General features: G+C 72.5%; 21 protein-coding genes. 10 read left to right on the forward strand and 11 right to left on the reverse strand.

Annotation, left to right across the window (positions count from 1 at the left end; all coding sequences use genetic code 11):
- Positions 1-97: 97 nt before the first annotated feature.
- The 6 genes from O7616_RS01160 to O7616_RS01185 all read left to right on the forward strand — a co-directional run bounded on the left by O7616_RS01160 (position 98) and on the right by O7616_RS01185 (position 5,774).
- Positions 98-1,195, forward strand: a complete 1,098-nt coding sequence (locus O7616_RS01160) for a substrate-binding domain-containing protein (RefSeq protein WP_282264527.1) — start codon at positions 98-100, stop codon at positions 1,193-1,195.
- 116 nt (positions 1,196-1,311) lie between these two features.
- A complete protein-coding gene (locus tag O7616_RS01165) occupies positions 1,312-2,130 on the forward strand; it encodes an ATP-binding cassette domain-containing protein (RefSeq protein WP_282264526.1) in 819 nt (272 codons plus the stop codon).
- Positions 2,127-3,389: an ABC transporter permease gene (locus O7616_RS01170; protein WP_282264525.1), complete on the forward strand. Its 1,263-nt coding sequence runs from the start codon at positions 2,127-2,129 to the stop codon at positions 3,387-3,389. The genes O7616_RS01165 and O7616_RS01170 overlap by 4 nt, the downstream gene beginning before the upstream one ends.
- Before the next feature lie 21 nt (positions 3,390-3,410).
- Positions 3,411-4,592 (forward strand): ROK family protein, encoded by a 1,182-nt coding sequence (locus O7616_RS01175; RefSeq protein ID WP_282264524.1) that lies wholly within the window; start codon positions 3,411-3,413, stop codon positions 4,590-4,592.
- Positions 4,593-4,611: 19 nt separating this feature from the next.
- Positions 4,612-4,908 (forward strand): DUF1707 domain-containing protein, encoded by a 297-nt coding sequence (locus O7616_RS01180; RefSeq protein WP_282264523.1) that lies wholly within the window; start codon positions 4,612-4,614, stop codon positions 4,906-4,908.
- Between the two features lie 125 nt (positions 4,909-5,033).
- Entirely contained in the window at positions 5,034-5,774 is a 741-nt protein-coding gene (locus O7616_RS01185; protein WP_282264522.1) for a DUF4142 domain-containing protein, read from the forward strand.
- 24 nt (positions 5,775-5,798) lie between these two features.
- Here the strand turns inward: O7616_RS01185 and O7616_RS01190 are convergent, their stop codons facing one another.
- The 4 genes from O7616_RS01190 to tsaB are packed head-to-tail and all read right to left on the reverse strand — an operon-like array spanning position 5,799 to position 8,263.
- Positions 5,799-6,053, reverse strand: a complete 255-nt coding sequence (locus tag O7616_RS01190) for a hypothetical protein (RefSeq protein WP_053660576.1) — start codon at positions 6,051-6,053, stop codon at positions 5,799-5,801.
- Between the two features lie 14 nt (positions 6,054-6,067).
- The gene (gene tsaD / locus O7616_RS01195) at positions 6,068-7,114 is read right to left on the reverse strand and encodes a tRNA (adenosine(37)-N6)-threonylcarbamoyltransferase complex transferase subunit TsaD (RefSeq protein ID WP_282264521.1); all 1,047 of its coding nucleotides are present in this window, start codon (positions 7,112-7,114) and stop codon (positions 6,068-6,070) included.
- Complete coding sequence (rimI, locus tag O7616_RS01200) at positions 7,107-7,589, reverse strand: ribosomal protein S18-alanine N-acetyltransferase (RefSeq protein ID WP_282305286.1); 483 nt, start codon at positions 7,587-7,589, stop codon at positions 7,107-7,109. Before rimI ends, tsaD begins: the two co-directional genes overlap by 8 nt.
- Positions 7,586-8,263: a tRNA (adenosine(37)-N6)-threonylcarbamoyltransferase complex dimerization subunit type 1 TsaB gene (tsaB, locus tag O7616_RS01205; RefSeq protein WP_282305287.1), complete on the reverse strand. Its 678-nt coding sequence runs from the start codon at positions 8,261-8,263 to the stop codon at positions 7,586-7,588. Before tsaB ends, rimI begins: the two co-directional genes overlap by 4 nt.
- Before the next feature lie 447 nt (positions 8,264-8,710).
- Here tsaB and O7616_RS01210 point away from each other — a divergent pair, with 447 nt between their 5' ends.
- Complete coding sequence (locus O7616_RS01210) at positions 8,711-9,415, forward strand: helix-turn-helix transcriptional regulator (protein ID WP_282305288.1); 705 nt, start codon at positions 8,711-8,713, stop codon at positions 9,413-9,415.
- 12 nt (positions 9,416-9,427) lie between these two features.
- Here the strand turns inward: O7616_RS01210 and ung are convergent, their stop codons facing one another.
- The 6 genes from ung to O7616_RS01240 form a co-directional block, all read right to left on the reverse strand.
- Positions 9,428-10,129, reverse strand: coding sequence for a uracil-DNA glycosylase (gene ung, locus O7616_RS01215; protein ID WP_282305289.1), 702 nt, complete (start codon positions 10,127-10,129; stop codon positions 9,428-9,430).
- Positions 10,130-10,193: 64 nt separating this feature from the next.
- On the reverse strand, positions 10,194-10,676 hold the full coding sequence (tsaE, locus tag O7616_RS01220; protein ID WP_282305290.1) for a tRNA (adenosine(37)-N6)-threonylcarbamoyltransferase complex ATPase subunit type 1 TsaE: 483 nt from the start codon (positions 10,674-10,676) through the stop codon (positions 10,194-10,196).
- On the reverse strand, positions 10,673-11,776 hold the full coding sequence (locus O7616_RS01225) for an alpha/beta hydrolase (protein ID WP_282305291.1): 1,104 nt from the start codon (positions 11,774-11,776) through the stop codon (positions 10,673-10,675). Before O7616_RS01225 ends, tsaE begins: the two co-directional genes overlap by 4 nt.
- Entirely contained in the window at positions 11,773-12,891 is a 1,119-nt protein-coding gene (gene alr / locus O7616_RS01230; protein ID WP_282305292.1) for an alanine racemase, read from the reverse strand. Before alr ends, O7616_RS01225 begins: the two co-directional genes overlap by 4 nt.
- Positions 12,892-12,970: 79 nt before the next feature.
- Positions 12,971-14,440, reverse strand: a complete 1,470-nt coding sequence (locus O7616_RS01235; protein WP_282305293.1) for an NAD(P)H-hydrate dehydratase — start codon at positions 14,438-14,440, stop codon at positions 12,971-12,973.
- A 55-nt stretch (positions 14,441-14,495) separates the two neighbouring features.
- Entirely contained in the window at positions 14,496-14,864 is a 369-nt protein-coding gene (locus O7616_RS01240; protein WP_282264513.1) for a holo-ACP synthase, read from the reverse strand.
- Between the two features lie 173 nt (positions 14,865-15,037).
- Between O7616_RS01240 and O7616_RS01245 the strand changes: the two genes are divergently transcribed.
- Together O7616_RS01245 and O7616_RS01250 are read left to right on the forward strand one after the other, a co-directional pair.
- The gene (locus tag O7616_RS01245; RefSeq protein WP_282305294.1) at positions 15,038-15,334 is read left to right on the forward strand and encodes a hypothetical protein; all 297 of its coding nucleotides are present in this window, start codon (positions 15,038-15,040) and stop codon (positions 15,332-15,334) included.
- A complete protein-coding gene (locus tag O7616_RS01250; protein ID WP_282305295.1) occupies positions 15,331-16,923 on the forward strand; it encodes an alpha/beta hydrolase in 1,593 nt (530 codons plus the stop codon). Before O7616_RS01245 ends, O7616_RS01250 begins: the two co-directional genes overlap by 4 nt.
- A 4-nt stretch (positions 16,924-16,927) precedes the next feature.
- Here the strand turns inward: O7616_RS01250 and glmS are convergent, their stop codons facing one another.
- Complete coding sequence (gene glmS / locus O7616_RS01255) at positions 16,928-18,841, reverse strand: glutamine--fructose-6-phosphate transaminase (isomerizing) (RefSeq protein ID WP_282305296.1); 1,914 nt, start codon at positions 18,839-18,841, stop codon at positions 16,928-16,930.
- Positions 18,842-19,721: 880 nt separating this feature from the next.
- Between glmS and O7616_RS01260 the strand changes: the two genes are divergently transcribed.
- Entirely contained in the window at positions 19,722-20,228 is a 507-nt protein-coding gene (locus O7616_RS01260; protein ID WP_282264509.1) for an MmpS family transport accessory protein, read from the forward strand.
- Positions 20,229-20,405: the final 177 nt, after the last annotated feature.

Here is a 20,405-nt window from a genome sequence, read left to right on the forward strand (position 1 = left end):
ACTTGGCACCTGCGCGGTCTTGTGGAGCCGGTGTGACGCGAAATACGTTGCCGGACACAACAAAACGACACCTCCCCCACCCGAAAGGACCCTGCACATGCGTAAGGGGATCCTCACCATCGCCGCCGTGGGCCTGCTCGCGACCGGCGGCTTGACCGCCTGTGGCGGCGACGACGCCGGCTCCGGTTCGACCGACTCCAAGAAGACCCCCAAGATCGGCGTGATCCTCCCGGACAGCAAGTCGTCCGTCCGCTGGGAGACCGCGGACCGTCGGTTCCTGGAGGAGGCGTTCAAGGCCGCCGGCGTCCAGTCCGACATCCAGAACGCCCAGAACGACAAGACCGCCTTCCAGACCATCGCCGACCAGATGATCACCGGCGGCGTCACCGTTCTGATGATCGTCAACTTGGACTCCGGCACCGGCAAGGCCGTGCTCGACAAGGCCAAGTCGCAGGGCGTCGCCACCATCGACTACGACCGGCTCACCCTGGGCGGCTCCGCCCAGTACTACGTCAGCTTCGACAACGAGGTCGTCGGCAAGCTCCAGGGCGAGGGCCTGTCGAAGTGCCTGACCGACAAGGGCGTCAAGAACCCCGTCGTGTCGTACCTGAACGGCTCCCCCACCGACAACAACGCCACCCTGTTCAAGGCCGGCTACGACTCGGTGCTCAAGCCGAAGTTCGACTCCAACGAATACGTCAAGGGCCCCGAGGACGCGGTGCCGGCGTGGGACAACGCGCAGGCCGCGACCATCTTCGAGCAGCAGCTCACCAAGGCCAACGGCAAGATCGACGGCGTGCTCGCCGCCAACGACGGTCTCGGCAACGCGGCCATCTCGATCCTGAAGAAGAACAAGCTCAACGGCAAGGTGCCGGTGACCGGGCAGGACGCCAGCACCGAGGGCCTGCAGAACATCCTCGCCGGTGACCAGTGCATGACCGTCTACAAGGCCGTCCGGGAAGAGGCCAAGGCCGCGTCCGACCTGGCCATCGCACTCGCCAAGGGCGAGCGGAAGGACACCGGCCAGACGGTGAAGGACCCGGAGGGCAACCGCGACGTCCCGGCGGTGCTGCTCACCCCGAAGGCCATCTACAAGGACAACGTCAAGGACGTCATCGCCGACGGTTACGTGACCAAGGAAGAGGTCTGCGCCGGGGCGTACGCCAAGCTCTGCGCCGACGCCGGCATCAGCTGACCGACGCCGCAGTACCCGCCGGGACGACCATCGCCGCCCGGCACGGGAGCACCCCTCTCGTGCCGGGCGGCGCCCGCCGGACGGGCCCCGACACTCCCTTAAGAAGGAGACCCCCCGTGTCCGCGACCCCCCTGCTGGAACTCCGCGGGATCGACAAGAGCTTCGGTCCCGTCCAGGTGCTCCGCGACGTCGCCCTGACCGTCCACCCGGGCGAAGTCACCGCACTGGTCGGTGACAACGGCGCCGGCAAGTCGACCCTGGTGAAGTGCATCAGTGGAATCCACCCCACCGATGCCGGTGAGTTCCTGTTCAACGGTGAACCAGTGCACATCGGCAGCCCTCGCGACGCCGCCGCGCTCGGCATCGAGGTCGTCTACCAGGACCTCGCGCTCTGCGACAACCTGGACATCGTGCAGAACATGTTCCTCGGCCGCGAGAAGCGCAGCGGCATCGTCCTCGACGAGCCGACGATGGAACAGCTCGCCGCCGAGACACTGGCCGGGCTCTCCATCCGCACCGTCACGTCGCTGCGCCAACACGTGTCCAGCCTCTCCGGCGGTCAGCGCCAGACCGTGGCCATCGCCAAGGCCGTGCTGTGGAACAGCAAGCTGGTCATCCTGGACGAGCCGACCGCGGCGCTCGGCGTGGCACAGACCGCGCAGGTGCTCGAACTGGTCCGCCGTCTCGCCGACAACGGCCTGGCCGTGGTGCTCATCTCGCACAACATGAACGACGTCTTCGCCGTCTCCGACCGGATCGCCGCGCTGTACCTCGGCCAGATGGTCGCCCAGGTGAAGACCACCGACATCACCCACGCGCAGGTGGTCGAGCTGATCACCGCCGGGCGCTCGGGCGGGCTCGGCATCGCCGCCGACCCGGGCAGCAACGGCGACGGCCCGCGGCCGGCCGACTCGATCTCAGGAGGCGCCGAATGACCACCACCGCCGTGCGGAAGGACGGCCCCGCGGCCGTCACACCGCCGCCGACCGTCGGGGGCCACGCCCGCAACTACCTGAGCCGGGTACGCGGCGGCGACGTCGGAGCGCTACCGGCCGTGCTCGGCCTGATCGTGCTCTGCACCGTCTTCGCGATCATGCAGCCGTCGTCGTTCCTGTCGGCCGGCAACTTCGCGAACCTCTTCACCCAGGGCGCGGCGGTCACGCTGATCGCGATGGGTCTGGTCTTCGTGCTGCTGCTCGGCGAGATCGACCTCTCCGCCGGCTTCGCCAGCGGCGTCTGCGCGGCGGTACTGGCCAACGTGGTCACCGTCCTCGGCTACCCCTGGTGGGTCGCCGTGCTCGCCGGGATCGCCACCGGACTGGTCATCGGCACCACCCTCGGCCTGCTCGTCGCGAAGATCGGCATTCCGTCCTTCGTGGTCACCCTCGCCGGCTTCCTCGCCTTCCAGGGCATCGTGCTGCTGCTGGTGAAGGAGGGCACCAACATCTCCGTCCGCGACGACGTGCTGGTCGCCATCGCCAACCGCAACCTCACCCCCACCCTGGGCTGGACGCTGGCCGTACTCGCGGTCGTCGGCTATGCGGCGGTGCAACTGCTGCGTCACCGCAACCGGGTGGCCCGCGGCCTGATCAGCGACCCGATCGCGGTGGTGGCGCTGCGGATCGGCGGGCTCGCCGTCATCCTCTTCTCCGCGGTGTACGTGCTCAACCTCGAACGCAGCCGCAACGTCCTGATCAGCTCGCTCAAGGGCGTGCCGATCGTGGTGCCGATCATCGCGGTGCTGCTGATCGTGTGGACCTTCGTGCTCCAACGCACCAGCTACGGTCGGCACGTCTACGCCGTCGGCGGCAACCGGGAAGCGGCCCGCCGCGCCGGCATCGACGTCGACCGGATCCGGATCTCGGTCTTCATGATCTGCTCGTCCATGGCGGCCGTCGGTGGCATCGTGGCGGCCAGCCGGGCCAACTCGGTCGACCCGAACACGGGGGGCAGTAACGTACTGCTCTACGCGGTCGGCGCGGCGGTGATCGGTGGCACCAGCCTCTTCGGCGGCAAGGGCCGGGTCCTCGACGCCGTGCTCGGCGGCGCGGTCGTCGCGGTCATCGAAAACGGAATGGGCCTGATGGGGTACAGCGCAGGAGTCAAGTACGTGGTCACCGGCGTCGTACTGCTGCTCGCCGCCAGCGTCGACGCGCTCTCCCGCCGCCGCGCGGCAGCCACCGGCACCCGCTGACCCGCGGGAGGTGACACCACGATGCGCCCAGGACCGAGCCAGGACGACGTCCGACGGCAGAACCTCGGTGCCCTGCTGAGACACGTCCACGTCCACGGGGCGACCACCCGTGCCGAACTGACCACCACACTGGGCCTCAACCGCAGCACCATCGGTGCGCTCACCGCCGACCTGTCCGCTGTGGGGCTGGTCAGCGAAGGAGCGCCGAAGGAGACCGGCCGGGCCGGACGACCGTCACTCGTCGTTCGGCCCGAGTCGGCCCGGGTCTACGCGTACGCGTACTCGGTGGAGGTGGACCGGCTGCGCGCAGCCCGGATCGGGCTGGGCGGCGCGGTCCTGGACCGCCGCGAACTGGACCGACCACGCGGTCTGCTGGCCGCCGAGGCCGCGCCGCTGCTGGCCGGCGCGGTCAAGGAGATGCAGCAGCTGGTCCCGGCCGACTCGATCTGCGTCGGCGCCGGTGTCGCCGTCTGCGGGATGGTCCGTCGAGACGACGGCCTGGTCCGGCTCGGCCCGACCACCGGCTGGGTGGACGAGCCGATCGGCGCCGCCGTCGCCGACGAGTTGGGCATCGACGTACCGGTCACAGTGGGCAACGTGGCCGACGTCGCCGCGTTCGCCGAACACGCCCGAGGGGTGGCGGCCGGCTGCGACAACGTGCTCTACCTGTACGGGGACGTCGGCGTCGGCGCCGGCATCATCGCCGGTGGACGTCGGCTGACCGGGCACGGCGGGTACGGCGGCGAGGTCGGCCACATGAAGGTGGTCCGCGACGGCAGGCCCTGCGAGTGCGGCGCCCGGGGCTGCTGGGAGACCGAGATCGGCGAGCACGGTCTGCTCCGCGCCGCCGGACGTTCCGACGCCCGGGGCCGTGACGCGTTGCTGGAGGTCTTCGACGCCGCCGACCGGGGTGACGCCCGGGCGCAGACGGCGGTCCGCCAAGCCGGCGACTGGCTCGGCTTCGGAGTCGCCAATCTGGTGAACGTCTTCAACCCCGAAATGGTCATCTTCGGCGGCACCATGCGCGACCTCTACCTCGCCGCCGCCGCGCAGATTCGCAGCCGGCTCAACTCGAACGCGCTCGGCGCCTGCCTGGAACACGTCCGGCTGCGTACTCCCAAACTGGGCGAGGACGCGCCGCTGATCGGGGCCGCCGAACTGGCCTTCGAACGGCTCCTCGCCGACCCCCTCGACGTGGGCTGACCCGCGTACGCTGTCCGGCGTGGATGTCGAGTTGCGCGCCTCCGACGACGACCGTAACCGGGTGGTCGCCGAGTTGCACCGGCACACCGCGGCGGGTCGGCTGACCCTCGACGAGTTCTCCGACCGGGCCGGTGCGGTGTGGACAGCACGTACCCTCGGCGACCTGGCCGCGCTGACCCGCGACCTGCCGGCCCTGGCCGACCCGGCCGTCGGCAGCGACGCGGTGGGGCACGGGCGTCGGGAGTTGCTGATGCTCTTCGCCGCAGCCGCGGTCACCCTGCTGCTGCTCGGCGGCTTCCTCGCCATCACTCGCTGATCCAGGTCGCCAACCGGTGAACTGATCACGCGATCAGTCCGTACCAGTGGGCGGACGGGCGGCCCGGAGCGTACGGCTGCCCGGTCCAGACGCGATCCGGTCCGGACCGAGGAGGCACCACAGACATGGCACCGCTCAGATCCGCCCGTCGCCGACTGGGCAACCGGACCCACCGGGCAGCGATGCTGCTCGTCGCGATCATCGCGGGGGTCGGTGTCCTGCCCGGCGTGGCAGTCGCCGCCCCCGCCGGTGGCCAGCAGCTCAACGCCGCCGACATGACACTGCTCAACGGGGTACGGCTGGCCGGGCTGTGGGAGATGCCGGCCGGCCAGATGGCAGCCGAGAAGGGGCAGTCCGCCAAGGTCCGGGAGATCGGCGCGGGCATCGCCAGTGAGCACCAGAGGCTCGACGAACTCGTCGTCGAGGCGGCCAACAAGTTGGGCGCGACGATCCCCAGTGAGCCGACCGCCGAGCAGAAGGGCTGGCTGGCGGAGATGCAGAAGGCCTCCGGCGCCCGGTTCGACCAGATCTTCGTCACCCGGCTCCGGGTCGCCCACGGCAAGATCTTCCCGGTGATCGGCGCGGTGCGGGCCAGCACCCGGGACGCCACCGTCCGCAAGCTCTGCGAGGACGCCAACGGCTTCGTCCAGCACCACATGCAGATGTTGGAGAGTACCGGCCTGGTCCGCTGGCCGGAGCTGCCGCCGGCCGCGCTGCCCGCCCCCGGTGAGGACGGGTTGTTGGCCGCCGCCTCGGCCAACTCCGGTCCGCAGGTCGGCGTCAGCAGCACCGTCGTCTGGCTGGTCTTCCTCGCGGCGCTGGGCACCGGCGGAATCGCCACCTATCGGATGCTGCGCCGCAGCTGACCGTTGCCTGCGTGGTGGCTCGCGTCAGCGGTCGACCTGGGTGAAGTCCCAGGAGTGCGGGGCGCGGGCCACCAGCAGGGCGGGCGGATCCGGCAACGGGCGTGGGTTGCTGCGCCACTTGGAGATGACCACCACCCGATGGTCGGTGGAGGAGAAGACCTCGCTGGAGACGTGCAGCGGGTCGTGCTCCAACTCGGGCAGGGCGGTGTCGCACACCCAGGTGATCAGATCCGCGACGCCGTACGCCTCGGCGCGCGCCTCCCACATCCGCACGATCACGTCCGCTGCCCCCGTCACACGCTGACCGTGGTCAACGGCAGCGCCGAATCGGCCGGCAGGTCCAGTCGGCTCGGTGCGACCCCCGCGGCGACCAGGTGCGAACCGAGTGCGGCCACCATCGCGCCGTTGTCGGTGCACAGCTTGGGCCGGGGCACCCGCACTCGGATGCCGTACTTCTCGGCGCGCTGCTCGGCCATCGCCCGCAGCCGCGAGTTCGCCGCCACTCCCCCGCCGATCACCAGGGTCTCGATGCCCTGGGCACGGCAGGCCGCGAGTGCCTTGCTGGTCAGGACGTCACAGACCGCCTCCTGGAAGGACGCGGCCACGTCGGCCACCGGCACCGGCTCGCCGGCGCGCTGACGGGCCTCGACCCACCGGGCCACCGCCGTCTTCAGACCGGAGAACGAGAAGTCGTACCGGTGGGCGGCGAGGTCCTTCGCGGCGGTCAGGCCACGCGGGAACGCGATCGAGGCGGCGTCGCCGGCACGGGCCTCCCGGTCGATGGGCGGACCACCCGGGAAGGGTAGCCCGAGAAGCCGGGCGACCTTGTCGAACGCCTCTCCGGCCGCGTCGTCGATGGTGGCTCCCAGCGGGGTGACGCCTCGGGCCAGGTCGTCGACGAGCAGCAGGGACGAGTGGCCACCGGACACCAGCAGCGCGATGGCGGGCTCGGGCAGTGGCCCGTGTTCGAGAGTGTCCACCGCGACGTGGGCGGCGAGGTGGTTCACGCCGTAGACGGGCTTCTCGGCGGCGAGCGCGTACCCCTTGGCGGCGGCGACACCGACCAGTAGCGCGCCGGCCAGACCGGGCCCGGAGGTGACCGCGATCGCGTCGATGTCGGCCAGGGTGACCCCGGCCTCGGTCAGGGCGCGGTCCATGGTCGGGACGATGGCCTCCAGGTGTGCCCGGCTGGCCACCTCCGGGACCACACCCCCGAACCGGGCGTGCTCCTCGACGCTGGAGGCGAGCGCGTCGGCCAGCAGGGTGTGCCCGCGCACGATGCCGACGCCGGTCTCGTCGCAGGAGGTCTCGATACCCAGGATCAGCGGTTCGTCAGCCATTGTCGTGTGGTCCGTCCCCGGTCGGTTCGGCGTCGCGCCGCATGACCAGCGCGTCGGTGTTGCTCGGTTGGTAGTAGCCGCGCCGTACCCCGACCGGCTCGAACCCGTACGTCGCGTAGAGCCGCTGGGCGGCGGCGTTGTCCACGGCCACCTCCAGCAGGGTGCTGCGGGTCTCGCGGCGGGCCGCCTCGGCGAGCAGGTCCTCCAGCAGGGCACGGCCCACGCCGCGCCGCTGCGCCTCCCGGCGGACGGCGATGTTCTGTACCCACACCTCGTCCGGGGGAACTCCGGCGAGCCCGGCGTAACCGAGCACCGCGCCGTCCTCGTCGACGGCGACCCGGTAGTGGTGCCCGTTGGCCAACTCGCTCCAGAACATGCCGGCTGACCACTGCTCGGCGCCGAAGAGGTCCGCCTCGATCGGCAGCACGTCGTCGATGTGCCACCAGCGGAACGGGACGAGGCGTACCTCCGTCATGGCAGGACCGGTTTGCGACCGGTAGCCGCCACCGCGTCGGGGCGGCGCAGGTAGAGCGGGGTGAGCCGCTCGCTGGGGGCACCAGCCCGGATCCGCTCGGCGGCGAGCAGCGCCAGCACGGTGGCGTCCGGGTACCGGGGCTCGACCCGAACCGGCAGGTCCAGCGTCTCGGCGTACCGGTGCGCGCCGTCGCCGACCGCGATCGTGGCACCCAGCTCCCGGGCGCGCACCGCGGCCACCGCCGGGGTCGACACCTCGGGCCCGACGATGCGCTGGCCCGCGCCGTCGTAGACGGCCCAGTACAGCTCCTTGCGCCGGGCGTCGCTGGCGGCCAGCACCGGCTCGCCGGACGCCGCCGGGTGGCCGATGGCGTCCAGCGAGCAGACACCGTACGTGGGGATGCCCAGCACCTGCCCCATCGTCGCGGCGGTGACCAGGCCGACCCGCAGCCCGGTGAACGGCCCCGGGCCGAGCCCGGCGACGATGGCGGTCACATCACGTGGGCGCGCGTCGGCGTCGGCGAGGACCGCGTCCACCTGGGGGGCGAGCAGTTCGCCGTGCGCGCGGGCATCGACCGTGCACCGGTGCGCCCGGGGCGTCACGCCGTCTGCCGAGACCTCCACCAGCGCTGCGGTCACCGCAGGGGTCGAGCTGTCCACCACGAGTACGAGCACGGTAAGCCAGCCTAGCCGCCCCGCCGCAGCCCTCCGTCACGCCCCGGCCCCACCGCAGTGCGTCGGTGGCCAGCGCGTTGGTCAGGCCCGGCCGACGCCACTCGGCCACCCGCGTGACGCCCCAACCCCGCGCGACGCCGGCGAACGTCCACACCGTCGGACGGCCCCACCCGGCGCGACGCAGCCGCTCCGGCCGGCCCGGCAGCATCCGCTGCTAGCCGGGAGGCCATTCGCTGATGAGCGATATACCTCTGAGTCATATTTATGACTCAGAGGTATATCGCTCATTGGGGCACCTGTCGCCAGGGCCGGAGCGCGCGGCGGACCGACGAAGCGCGGGGCGACGGGGGCCCCCGATCCGGACGACGGATCTTCACGGAAGACCGTCAAGTCGTGAATCCGGCTCTGTGGTAGCCGCTCCGACCCGGCGTGGTCCACCATGCCGGGGTGCCGTCCCCACGACTTGCCATCCTGATCGCCAGCGTCGTTCGGGAGCAACGCCACCTGCGCGATCTGACCCAGTGCGAGCTGGCCGAGGCGGCCGGGGTCAGCCAGGCTGCGGTGGCCCGGATCGAAAACGGCAACCGCACCCCCAGCATCACCGTTCTCGAGGCACTGCTCGCCGCGATGGGCGTGCAGTTGGTCGTCGGGGTCGAACCGCTGGACGCGCACCTCGACGCCCGCATGGACGACCTGGCGGCGCGTCCGATCGCCGAGCGGATCGAGGCGCTCGCGCTGGACGACCTGCTGGACCGACTTCCCGACCTCCCGCCGGTGATCACCGGAAGCACCGCTGCGCTGTTGCAGGGCGCGCCGGTGCCGGTCGAGGCGCTGGAGATCGCCCTGCGCTGGCAGGACTCCAAGCTGTTCACCAGCTGGCTGGAGAACAACTACGGCCGGCGGTGGAACGCCCGTTGGAGCGAGTTCGGCGGATTGTGGTTGGAACCGGAGGAGCCGGGCGAGCACCGATGGTCGACCACGTACGGCGAGATAAGGGCCACCATGTGCGACGAACTGCCCGAGACGATCGAGGTGCGCCACGGTCAGCGGAGTTACCAGGTGGTGCCGCTTGTCGAGCTGGAGCTGACCGACGCCCGGGCCGCCGATCTGCTGCGCCGCTACCGGGACCGCCGGCCGACCGACGGCGGCTGAGCCGGCGCCGGCTCAGCCGGCGGTGCGCTCCCAGTCGATGGTGGACAGGCCGGCGTCGGCGAGAGCCTTGTTGGCGGCGCTGAACGGTCGGCTGCCGAGGAAGCCGCGCGGGTTCATCGGGCTGGGATGGCCGGCTTCGAGGACCACGTGCTGCGGGTTGGTGACCAGGGCGGCCTTCTTGCGGGCGTAGCCACCCCAGAGCAGGAAGACGACCCGGTCCGATGACGCGTCCAGCGCCCGGATCGTCGCATCGGTGAACTCTTCCCAGCCTGAGTTGGCGTGCGAGCCCGGGGTGGCCTGGCGGACGGTCAGCACCGCGTTGAGCAGCAGCACACCCTGGGCGGCCCACCCGTCGAGGTTGCCGCTGCGCGGCTTGGAGACGCCGACGTCCTCGCCCAACTCCTTGAAGACGTTGCGCAACGACGGAGGCACCGTCACACCCTCGCGGACACTGAAGCTCAACCCGTGCGCCTGCCCGGCCCGGTGGTAGGGATCCTGGCCGAGGATCAGCACCCGGGTGGCCTGCGGCAGGCACAGCCGGTACGCCGAGAACAGGTCCTCCAGCGGCGGGAAGACGGTCTGCGTGGCGTATTCGCGGGCGACGAACTCGCCCAACGCGGCGGCGCGCGCGGGGTCCAGGTGCGGGGTGAGCACGGCACGCCACTGCTCCGGCAGCAGGGCCAACAGATCCAGGGCGGGGGCGTCGTCGGGCATCGGGAACCTCTCACACGGTGGGTCGGTCCCCCGCACTCTAGAGATCGGGTACGACAGCGGCGATCTAGCCCAGGTCGGTGAGCCGCCGAGCCCAGTCGCCACCGACGGGGTCCAGTTCGACGACGCGGGTGTCGTCGTCGCGGCGGTCGATCCGGACCCGCAGATGCGCGTCGACCAACTGCTCCACCAGGCCCTCACCCCACTCCACCACGGTCACCGAGTCGTCGACCGACGCGTCGAGGTCCAGATCGTCGATCTCGGCGCGCGGGTCGGTGGCGTCCCCCAGCCGGTACGCGTCGGCGTGCACCAGCGCGACCCGGCCACCTCGGGACGGGTCGGGGCGATGCACCCGGGCGATGACGAAGGTCGGCGAGGTGACGTCCCCGAGGACACCGAGCCCGGCGCCGATGCCCTGGGTGAGCGCTGTCTTGCCGGCGCCCAGTGGGCCGGTCAACAGCACCAGGTCGCCGGCGCGCAGCAGCCCGGCCAGGCGTCGGCCGAACTCCCGGGTGTCCTCGACGGTCGGCAGCTTGACGACGTGACTCACCGTTCCTCCGGCTCTGCGATCGACTCGAGGAACCGCGCGAGCGCGGCGTTGACCTCGTCGGCGTGCTCCAACATCACCACGTGACCGCTGTCTTTGATCTTCACGAACTCGGCGTGCGGCAGCCGCCGGACGATCTCCTCGGAGTGGGTCACCGGTGTGATCATGTCCTTGTCGCCGACCACCACCAGGACCGGGGTCGCCGCCAGCGCCGCCAGCGCCGGGAAGCGTGAGTGGGTGGCCAGGGTCCGCAGGTACCGGGTGACCGTGTCGGCCGACGTCCGAGAGTTCATCGTCTCCACGTAGGACACCAGCGACGGGCTGGGCTTGCGGGTGCCGAAACCGTACTTGCGGGTCAGCAGCCAGGCCACGTTCGACGTCGACTTGCGGGCCTTGTCGATCACCGGGCCGCCGTACCGCGTGGCGTTGCTGACCATGTACAGCACCGGGCCGCCGACCCGGCCGAGCAGCGCGGGTGCGACCAGCTTGGTCTCCGCGACGAGGCCACCCGAGGTGGCCATCAGGACGGTGCCCACCACCCGGTCACCGAACAGCTCCGGGAACAACTCGGCGAACGCCATGATGGTCATGCCGCCCATCGAGTGCCCGACCAGCACCAGCGGCCCCTCCGGCGCGGTCCGGTCGATCACCTGGCGCAGCGTCCGGCCGAGCACCGCGAGGTCGTACTCCCCGGTCTCCAACCGGCCGGAACGGCCGTGACCGGGCTGGTCGTACGCCACGATCCGGTAGTCACCGCGCTCGGCGAGCATCTGACGCTGGAAGTGGAACGTCCCCATGTCAAGGCAGAAGCCGTGCACCAACACCACCGTCGGGTGCCCCGGCACCGGCCGGGTCGGCTCGACCACCTCGACGTGGATGTCCGTGCCGTCCGGCAGTTCCAGCCGGAACGCCTCGTCGTACCGCTGCTCGCCGAACGTCTCGTGCGCGTAGCGGTCGGTCGGGTCGGCCTTGAAGCGGCGGACCAGGGTGCGTTCGGTCGCGACGCCGGCCGCCAGGCCCGCCGCGGCCACGCCCACCGCGGCGCCGACGATGCCCGCGACCCGACCCGCCGCGGTACGCGGACGCGGGATGCGGTAGCTCATGGCCGTTCGCCGTCGTAGACCCGGGGCACCCGGGTGCCGCCGAAGCGGGTGACGATCTCGTAGTTGATCGTGCCCACGGCCTCGGCCCAGTCGTCGGCGGTCGGGGCGCCGTCGGTGCCGTCGCCGAACAGGGTCGCCACGTCGCCGTCGACCACCGGGTCGTCGCCGCAGTCGATCACGAACTGGTCCATGCAGACCCGCCCCGAGATGGTCCTTCGCGCTCCGGCGAGCTGCACCGGCCCCGTGTTGGACGCGTGCCGGGGAACCCCGTCGGCGTAGCCGAGCGGGACGACGGCCAGGTTCGCGTCGGCCTCGGTGGTGTAGGTGTGCCCGTAGGAGACACCGGTGCCGGCGGGCACCCGCTTGGTGAGCATCACCCGAGCACGCGCGGTCATCGCCGGCCGCAACCCGTACGTCTCACCGGCGATCGGGGAGAGACCGTAGATGGCGATGCCGGGGCGGACCAGGTCGAAGTGGGTGTCCGGGCGGGTCAGGGTGGCCGCCGAGTTGGCGAGGTGCCGCCAGCGCGGGCGCAGGCCGGCCCGCTCGACCATGTCCAGCCCCTCGTGGAAGACGGCCAGCTGACGGTCGGTGGTGGGGTGGCCGGGCGAGTCCGCGTACACGAAGTGGCTCCACACACCGACCACCTCGACCAGGCCGTCGGCCTGTGCCTTCGCGGCGGCGTTCAGCAGCGCCGGCCAGTCGGCGACGGTCGCGCCACCCCGGGACAGGCCGGTGTCGATCTTCAGGTGCAGGCGGGCGGGACGCCCGGCGAGCTGACTCGCCTTGATCATCTCGTCCAGTTGCGACAGGCTCGCCGCGCCCAGGTCGACCCCGGCGCTGATCCCCTCGTGCAGCGGCAGCCCCGGCGCGAGCAACCAGGCCAGCACCGGCGCGGTCACCCCGCCCCGGCGCAGCGTGAGCGCCTCGTCGAGGGTGCAGACGCCGAGCCAGTCCGCGCCGCCGTCGAGTGCCGCGCGGGCGGCCGGGAGCAGGCCGTGGCCGTACCCGTCGGCCTTCACCACCGCCATCAGCTCGGCGGTGGTGCCGGAGCGGAGTCGGCTCACGTTCTCGCGGATGGCGTCAAGATCGACGCGTACCTCGGCCTGCCACATGCGCCCAGCCTACTTTCCGCCGTGATCACCGGGGCGGCGACGCACGCCCTCGGGTGCCGATCCGGACGGCACAGCACGATCAGCCCAGCCGGGCGACAACCGGGCGAAGCCCGGTGACCACGTCGGGCGCGGTCACCGGCCCGCCCCGGGCCGCCTCCCGACCGGCGAGCCCGTGCAGGTACGCGGCCGAGGCCGCAGCCCGGTCGGCGGGCACCCCGGCGGCCAGCAGCGAGCCGAGCAGCCCGGCCAACACGTCACCGGTGCCGCCGGTGGCCAGCGCCGGGGTGCCGGTCGGGTTGACGTACGCCCGGCCGTCCGGGGTGCCGATCACCGTGCGGTCCCCCTTGAGCAGCACCACGGCGTTCATCCAGGCGGCCAACCGCAGCGCCGAACCGACCCGGTCGGCGCCGGGCTCCTCCCCGCAGAGTCGGGTGAACTCCCGGTCGTGCGGGGTGACCACGATCGGCGCGTCGCGCCCGCGTAGCCGGTCGGCGAGCGAGCCGTCCACCAGCAGGGTCAGCGCGTCGGCGTCGAGCACCACCGGCACCGGGGCGGCCAGCACGGCACGCAACTCGGCTGCCGCGTCCGCGCCGGTGCCCAGGCCGGAGCCGCACACCCAGGCCTGCACCCGGCCCGCGTCGGCGACCCGCCCGCTGGCGATCACCGACGGGTGCTGGTGCAGCACCTCGGCGCGGGCGCTGCCCGCGTAGCGGACCAGGCCGGTCGGCCCGGCCAGAGCCCCACCGACGGAGAGCACCGCCGCGCCCGGATAGGTCTCCGAGCCGGTCGCCACGCCCACCACGCCCCGGGTGTACTTCTCCGACGCCGGTCCCAACTCCGGCCACCACTCGATCAGATCGGACCACTCGGTGACCCGTAGCGCCGGGGTGCCCCGCAGCCACGGCCGCAGCCCGATGTCGACCAACTCCACCTGCCCGGCCAGGGCGGCGGCCGGCCCGACCACGAGTGCGGGCTTCAGCGCGCCGAACGCCACTGTCACGTCGGCGCGGACGGCGGTCGGTCGGCCGGACGCGGACAGCGGCACGTGGCCGGTGTCCACCGCGACCCCGCTCGGCACGTCCACCGCGACGACGGTGGCCCGCGCACCGTCGCGCCCTCGCAACTCGCCGAGACGTTGGACCATCTCGTCCGCGTTCGCCCGCAGCCCACCGGTGCCACCGATGCCGACGATCCCGTCGAGGACCAGATCGACCGGGCCGGTCGGCTGCGGCACCAGCCGACCACCGGCCGCGCGCAGCGCGGCCAGCCCGGCGGCGTGCGCGCGCCCGGGGGTGAGCAGCAGGGCGGACACCTGGACACCCCGGCGGGCCAGGCGCTCCCCCGCGTACAGGGCGTCGCCGCCGTTGTCGCCGGAGCCGACCAGCAGCAGGACCCGGCTGCCGTAGACCCCGCCGCGCTCGTCGAGCAGGAGAGCGGCCCGGCGGGCCAGCCCGGCGGCGGCCCGCTGCATCAGCGTCCCGTCCGGCAGTGTGCCCATCAGCCCCGCCTCGGCCGCCCGTACGTCGGCCACCCGCCACACCGATCTCATGCCACCGTGTCCCATCCCGTTCGCGGGTGGGCCGGAGCGGCCCGCCCAGCCGACGTCACCGTTCCGCGACCACCATCGCCGACGCGATCCCCCCGTCGTGCGACAACGAGAGATGCCAGTGGTTGACTCCACGCGCCTGCGCCGCCGCCGCGACCGTGCCGGAGACGGCGAGCCGGGGGCGACCGTCCGGGTCGGGCACGATCTCGCAGTCGTGCCAGTTCAGCCCGGCCGGGGCGCCGAGCGCCTTGGCCACGGCCTCCTTGGCGGCGAAGCGGGCGGCGAGCGACTCCGGCGAGCGCGGGGCACCGGCGCGGGTGTGCCGCTCGGCCGTGGTGAAGAGCCGGTCGGCGAGCGACGGCGTCCGGGTCAGCGCCCGGGCGAACCGGTCGACCAGGACCACGTCGATGCCGACGGCGACGATCACCACATCACCCTACCGGCGGTCGGGGCCGCAGATTAGCCGTCGGGCTCGCGCTGGGCAACGCCTGTGGACAGGCCGGGGTACGACCCACCGCGGCTGTCCACAGGGCACCCGGCGACCACCGGTCCGCGCCTAGCGTCAGCACGTCGATGCCGATCGTCCACGGGGGTGGAGTCATGGCCGAGGAGTCGTTCGCCGTCCGGCCGGAGGAGCTGCGGGCGGTCGCCGTCACGCTCGACGGTGAGGCGCACCGGCTGGCGCTGGGCCTCGCGGGAGCGCCGGGGTTGCTGGTGGCGGCGCCCGAGTGGCGGGCCGGCGCGGCTCTGGCAGGGCTGGAGGCGGCCACGCACGCCTGGCTCTGTCGGCTGGGCACCCGGGTCGAGGTGACCTCGCAGGGGGTCCGGGCGGCAGCCGAGGCGTACGAGACGGTGGACGACCGGGCCGCCGACCGGTTCGCCGTGCTGCCCCGGTGAGCAGCGTCGGCTACCGGCAACTGTGGGCGGCGGATCCGAGCGGGTGGCGGGCCGCGGGGGTGGCCTGGGTCGGGTTGACCGGGCCGGTCGAGCGTCGCGCCGGTGAGCTGCGGGCGGCGGGCGGGCGGTTGCGGGGCGGCTGGTCGGGTGTGGCAGCCACGGCGGCGGACGTCCGGCTCGTCGGCCTGCGGGACGAGCTGACGTCGGTCCTGCCCGCCCTGATCGAGGCCGATCAGGTGCTGGCCGAGTTTGCCGGTCGGCTGACGTCGGCGAAGGCGCGGCTCGCCGACGCGGTCGCTCGGGCGGAGGCGTCCGGCCTGGTCGTGGACCGCACGGGCCGGGTGCACGTCGATCCGGCCCGGCACCGGTCCACCGAACGGGATGGCGTGGCTGCCGCCCGGGTGACGGCCGCCCTGCGGGACGCACTCGACGAGGCGGGGGCCGCCGACCGGTTCGCCGCCGACCGATTGGACGAGCTGACCCGGGCCGCCGCCAGCGGGTGGGCGTCCCCGCCACCGCCGGGCCGACCGGCCCTCGACGCCGCGCCGACGCTGGTCCACGCCTGGTGGTCGGGTCTGACCCCGGCGCAGCGACGCTGGCTGGTCGGGCACGAGCCGGCACTGGTGGGCCGGTGGGACGGCGTGCCGGTGGCCGCCCGCGACCAGGCCAACCGGCTGCGGCTCGCGGTGTGGCGGGAGGAGCTGCTGGCCGAGCGCAGGGGTCTGCTGGGCCGGGTGCCGCCCGGGCCCTTAGCGTCGGTCCGGCTGCGCGGGGTGGCCGGGCGGTTGGCCGGCCTGGACGCGCTGGCCGGTCGGCTGGCAGCCGGCGGGGAGCCCCGGGCGTACCTGCTCGGGTTGGATCCGGCCGGTGAGGGCCGGGTGGTGGTGGCGCTCGGCGACCCGGACCGGGCCGACCGGGTGCTGACCTATGTGCCGGGGATGACCGCCGGCCTGGACGACGCCCCCGGCGAGCTGGGCAGGGCGGCGCGGGTGCTGGACCGGTGCGCCGCGCTGGCTCCGGGTGAGCGCAGCGCGGCGGTGCTCTGGTTGGACTACGACGCTCCGGATTCCCTGACCGAGGCCGTCTCGGCGGGCCAGGCACGCGACGCCGGCCCGGCGCTGCACCGCTTTCAGGAGGGGTTGCGGGCCACCCATGAGGGGTCACCGGCCCGGCAGACCGTCCTCGGGCACAGTTACGGGTCGCTGGTGGTGGGTGTGACGGCCCGGGAGCACGGGCTGGCCGCCGACGCGCTGGTCTTCGTCGGCTCGCCCGGGGTCGGCGCGTCGCACGCGGCCGAGTTGGGCGTGCCGCCCCGGGAGGTCTGGGCGAGCAGCGCCTCCGGCGACGTGATCCGCGCGGCCCGTTCGGCGGACGAGCTCGGTCGCCGCGCCCTGCTGGGCGCGGCGCCGCTGGCCGCAGTGCTCGGCTGGCCCGACCGGACCGGGCATGAGCTGTGGTTCGGTCACGACCCGTCGGCCCCGGGGTTCGGCGGCCGGGTCTTCGACGGCGGGCGGGGCGGCCACACCGGTTACTGGGACCCGGGCAACCCCGCGCTGGACGGGATGGCCCGGGTCGTGTTGGGCCGTTGAGCTACTACTCGACGGTGACCGACTTGGCCAGGTTGCGGGGCTGGTCCACGTCGTGCCCACGGGCGTCGGCGATCTCGGCGGCGAACACCTGCAACGGCACCGTGGTGACGAGTGGGGCCAGCAGGGTCGGCGTACGCGGCACGTAGATCAGGTGGTCGGCGTACCGGACGACGGCCTCGTCGCCCTCCTCGGCGATCACGATGGTCCGCGCACCACGGGCCCGGACCTCCTGGATGTTGGAGACGACCTTGTCGTGCAGCATGCCCCGGCCGACCGGCGACGGCACCACGCAGATCACCGGGGTGCCCTTGTCGATCAGGGCGATCGGGCCGTGCTTCAGTTCGCCGGCCGCGAAGCCCTCGGCGTGCATGTACGCCAACTCCTTGAGCTTCAGCGCACCCTCCAGGGCCACCGGGTAGCCGACGTGCCGGCCGATGAACAGCACCGTCGGCTCGGACTTCAGGTCCCGGGCCAGCTCACGGACGGGTTCGATCCGGTCGAGCAGCTCGCGCAGCTTGCCCGGGATCTCCTGCAACTGGGCGACGACCGCGCCCACCTCGTCGGCGAACTTGATGCCGCGCACCTGGGCCAGGTGCAGACCGATCAGGTAGCAGGCGACGACCTGGGTGAGGAACGCCTTGGTGGAGGCGACGGCGATCTCCGGCCCGCCGTGGGTGTAGAGCACCGCGTCCGACTCGCGCGGGATGGTCGAGCCGTTGGTGTTGCAGATCGCCAGCACCCGGGCCTTCTGGTCCTTGGCGTGGCGCAGCGCCATCAGGGTGTCCATCGTCTCGCCGGACTGCGAGATCACCACGATCAGCGTGGACCGGTCGAGCACCGGGTCGCGGTAGCGGAACTCGCTGGCCAGCTCCACCTCGCAGGGGATCCGGGTCCAGTGCTCGATGGCGTACTTGGCGACCATCCCGGCGTGGTACGCCGTGCCGCAGGCCACGATGAAGATCTTGTCGACGTCGCGCAGATCCTGGTCGCTGAGGCGGACCTCGTCGAGGGCGATCTCACCGGTCTCGGTGAGCCGACCGAGCAGCGTGTCGGCGATGGCCTGCGGCTGCTCCTCGATCTCCTTGAGCATGAACCAGTCGTAGCCGCCCTTCTCGGCAGCCGAGGAGTCCCAGTCGATGTGGAAGTCCTTGCCGGCGGCGGGCTGGCCCTCGAAGTCGGTGATCTCGATGCTGTCACCGGTGATCAGGACGATCTGGTCCTGGCCCAGCTCGACCGCTTCCCGGGTGTGCTCGATGAACGCGGCCACGTCACTGGCCAGGTAGTTCTCCCCATCGCCCCGCCCGACGACCAGCGGCGAGTTACGTCGGGCGCCGACGACCGCGCCGGGCACCGCGGCATCCACCGCGAGCAGGGTGAACGCCCCCTCCAGCCGCTGGCAGACCACCCGCATGCCGGCGGCGAGCAGTTGCGGGCCGTCCGGCTGGCCGGCGGCGCGCAGGTCGGCCAGCGCGGCGGAGAGCAGGTGGGCGGCGCACTCGGTGTCGGTGTCGCTGGCGAACTGGACCCCGTCGGCCTCCAGCTCGGCACGCAGCTTGGCGAAGTTCTCGATGATGCCGTTGTGGATGACCGCGACCCGGCCGTCCGGTGCGACGTGCGGGTGGGCGTTGCGGTCGGTCGGGCCGCCGTGGGTGGCCCACCGGGTGTGGCCGATGCCGGTGGTGCCGTCACCGATGCCGATCGGGCTGGCCGCGCAGGAGGTCGGGTCGTCGGCGGCCCGCTCGGAGAGCACCTTCTCGAGGTTGGCCAGCTTGCCGGCCTTCTTCTCGGTCAGCAGCTGGTCGTCGCAGACGATCGCGACGCCCGCCGAGTCGTAGCCGCGGTATTCCAGCCGCCGCAGTCCGTCGAGCACGATGCCGAGTGCGGGGCGCGCGCCCGCGTATCCCACGATTCCACACATGGCCCGCAGCCTAACCCAGTTTCACTCACGATGGGTGCTCGAAAGTCGGGTTATCAATCACGGAATCTGAGCGATAGGTGGTTGGCGGGTCGCAACGGGACGAGCGTCACAGCCCACGCGGGGAGGGACGGGAGCCCACGGGGTTGCGGCACGCCTGCGGGTACGACAGTCTCTCGGCGGGTTCGGCGCGCCTGCCCTCGGCCCGTTCGTCCCATACCCGATCCCGTCCGGAGCAGCCATGTCCGACGCGCCGTCGCCCGATCCGTCCCCCTCCTCCCCGTCGGATCCGACGCCCAGCCCGCAGCCGCCGGATCCGACGCCCAGCCCGCAGCCGCCGGATCCGACTGCGCCGCCGTCCTCGGCTCCGATCCCGCCACCCGACCCGCTCGCTCCGGGCCAGCCGTGGGCACCACCGGCTCCCTGGACACCGTCCCCACCCACGACGGAGTGGACCCCACCACCGCCCACGCCCCCGTGGACGCCCGGATCACCGTCCCCATGGACGCCCGGGTCACCCGCGTCCCCGTGGGTGCCCGGATCACCAGGGTCTCCCTGGACGCCTGGCCCGCCGGCGTCCCTCTGGGGACCGCAACCGCCCGACGCCTCGGACCCGAACCAGGTCGGTTCAGCCTCGGACCCGACCCACGCCGGTTCAGCCTCGGACCCGACCCACGCCGGTCCGTCTTCGCACGCCGGATGGCCACCGCCTACCGGCTGGTCCGCACCCGGCGGAGAGCCACCAACGGGCGGCTGGCAGCCGCAGGCCGGATGGCAGCCATACGGCTACCCGCCGCCGTACGCCTACCCCGGCTATCCGCAGGCCAGCGGTGGCCGGACCACGAACGCCGGGCGGATCGTCGGAATCGTCGTCGCGGCCTTCGTGGTGCTGGTCGTGCTCGTCTGTGGCTGCCTCTGCGCGGCCGGTTTCCTGCTCGACGGGACCGGCTCGGAGCCGGTCGCCGAGGAGCCGTGGGGCGTTCCCGACGACGGTTGGGCAGCACCCACCACGAGCGCGCCCATCCCGGGGCGACCCAGCTCCGCGCCCCGGATCCCCAGCCCCGCGTCCCCGACCCCGAGCAAGCAGCCGATCACCCGGCCGACGTCGGGACCGGCCCCGGTGACAGTGGTCTACGAGGTCACCGGATCGGGCGAGGCCGACATCGCGTACTACGACGCCGAGAGCGATCTCATGCATGTCGACGGCGCGACGTTGCCGTGGCGCACCACCATCCGGACCAACGGCAAGACCAGGGTGATGGTGGAGGCCACCGGGCCCGACATCAACAACGCCACGCCGATCGACTGCACCGTCACGATCACCGGCGTCGGAAAGCCGGTGGTCATCAAGGAACAGGGGTATTACGCCATCTCCTGCACGCCGGAGTGAGCCTGAGCGTGGCCGATCCCGCTTGATCGACGCCGGTTCGCCGATGTGGGGGTATCGGAACGCCGCTGATACCCCGATATCGGCGATCTCGTGTCGATCAAGCGGGCGGGCGGGGGCGGGCGGGCACGGGCGAGCGGGCGCGGGCGAGCGGGCGCGGGCGAGCGGGCGCGGGCGGGC

Source organism: Micromonospora sp. WMMD964, from assembly GCF_029581455.1.
GTDB lineage: Bacteria > Actinomycetota > Actinomycetes > Mycobacteriales > Micromonosporaceae > Micromonospora.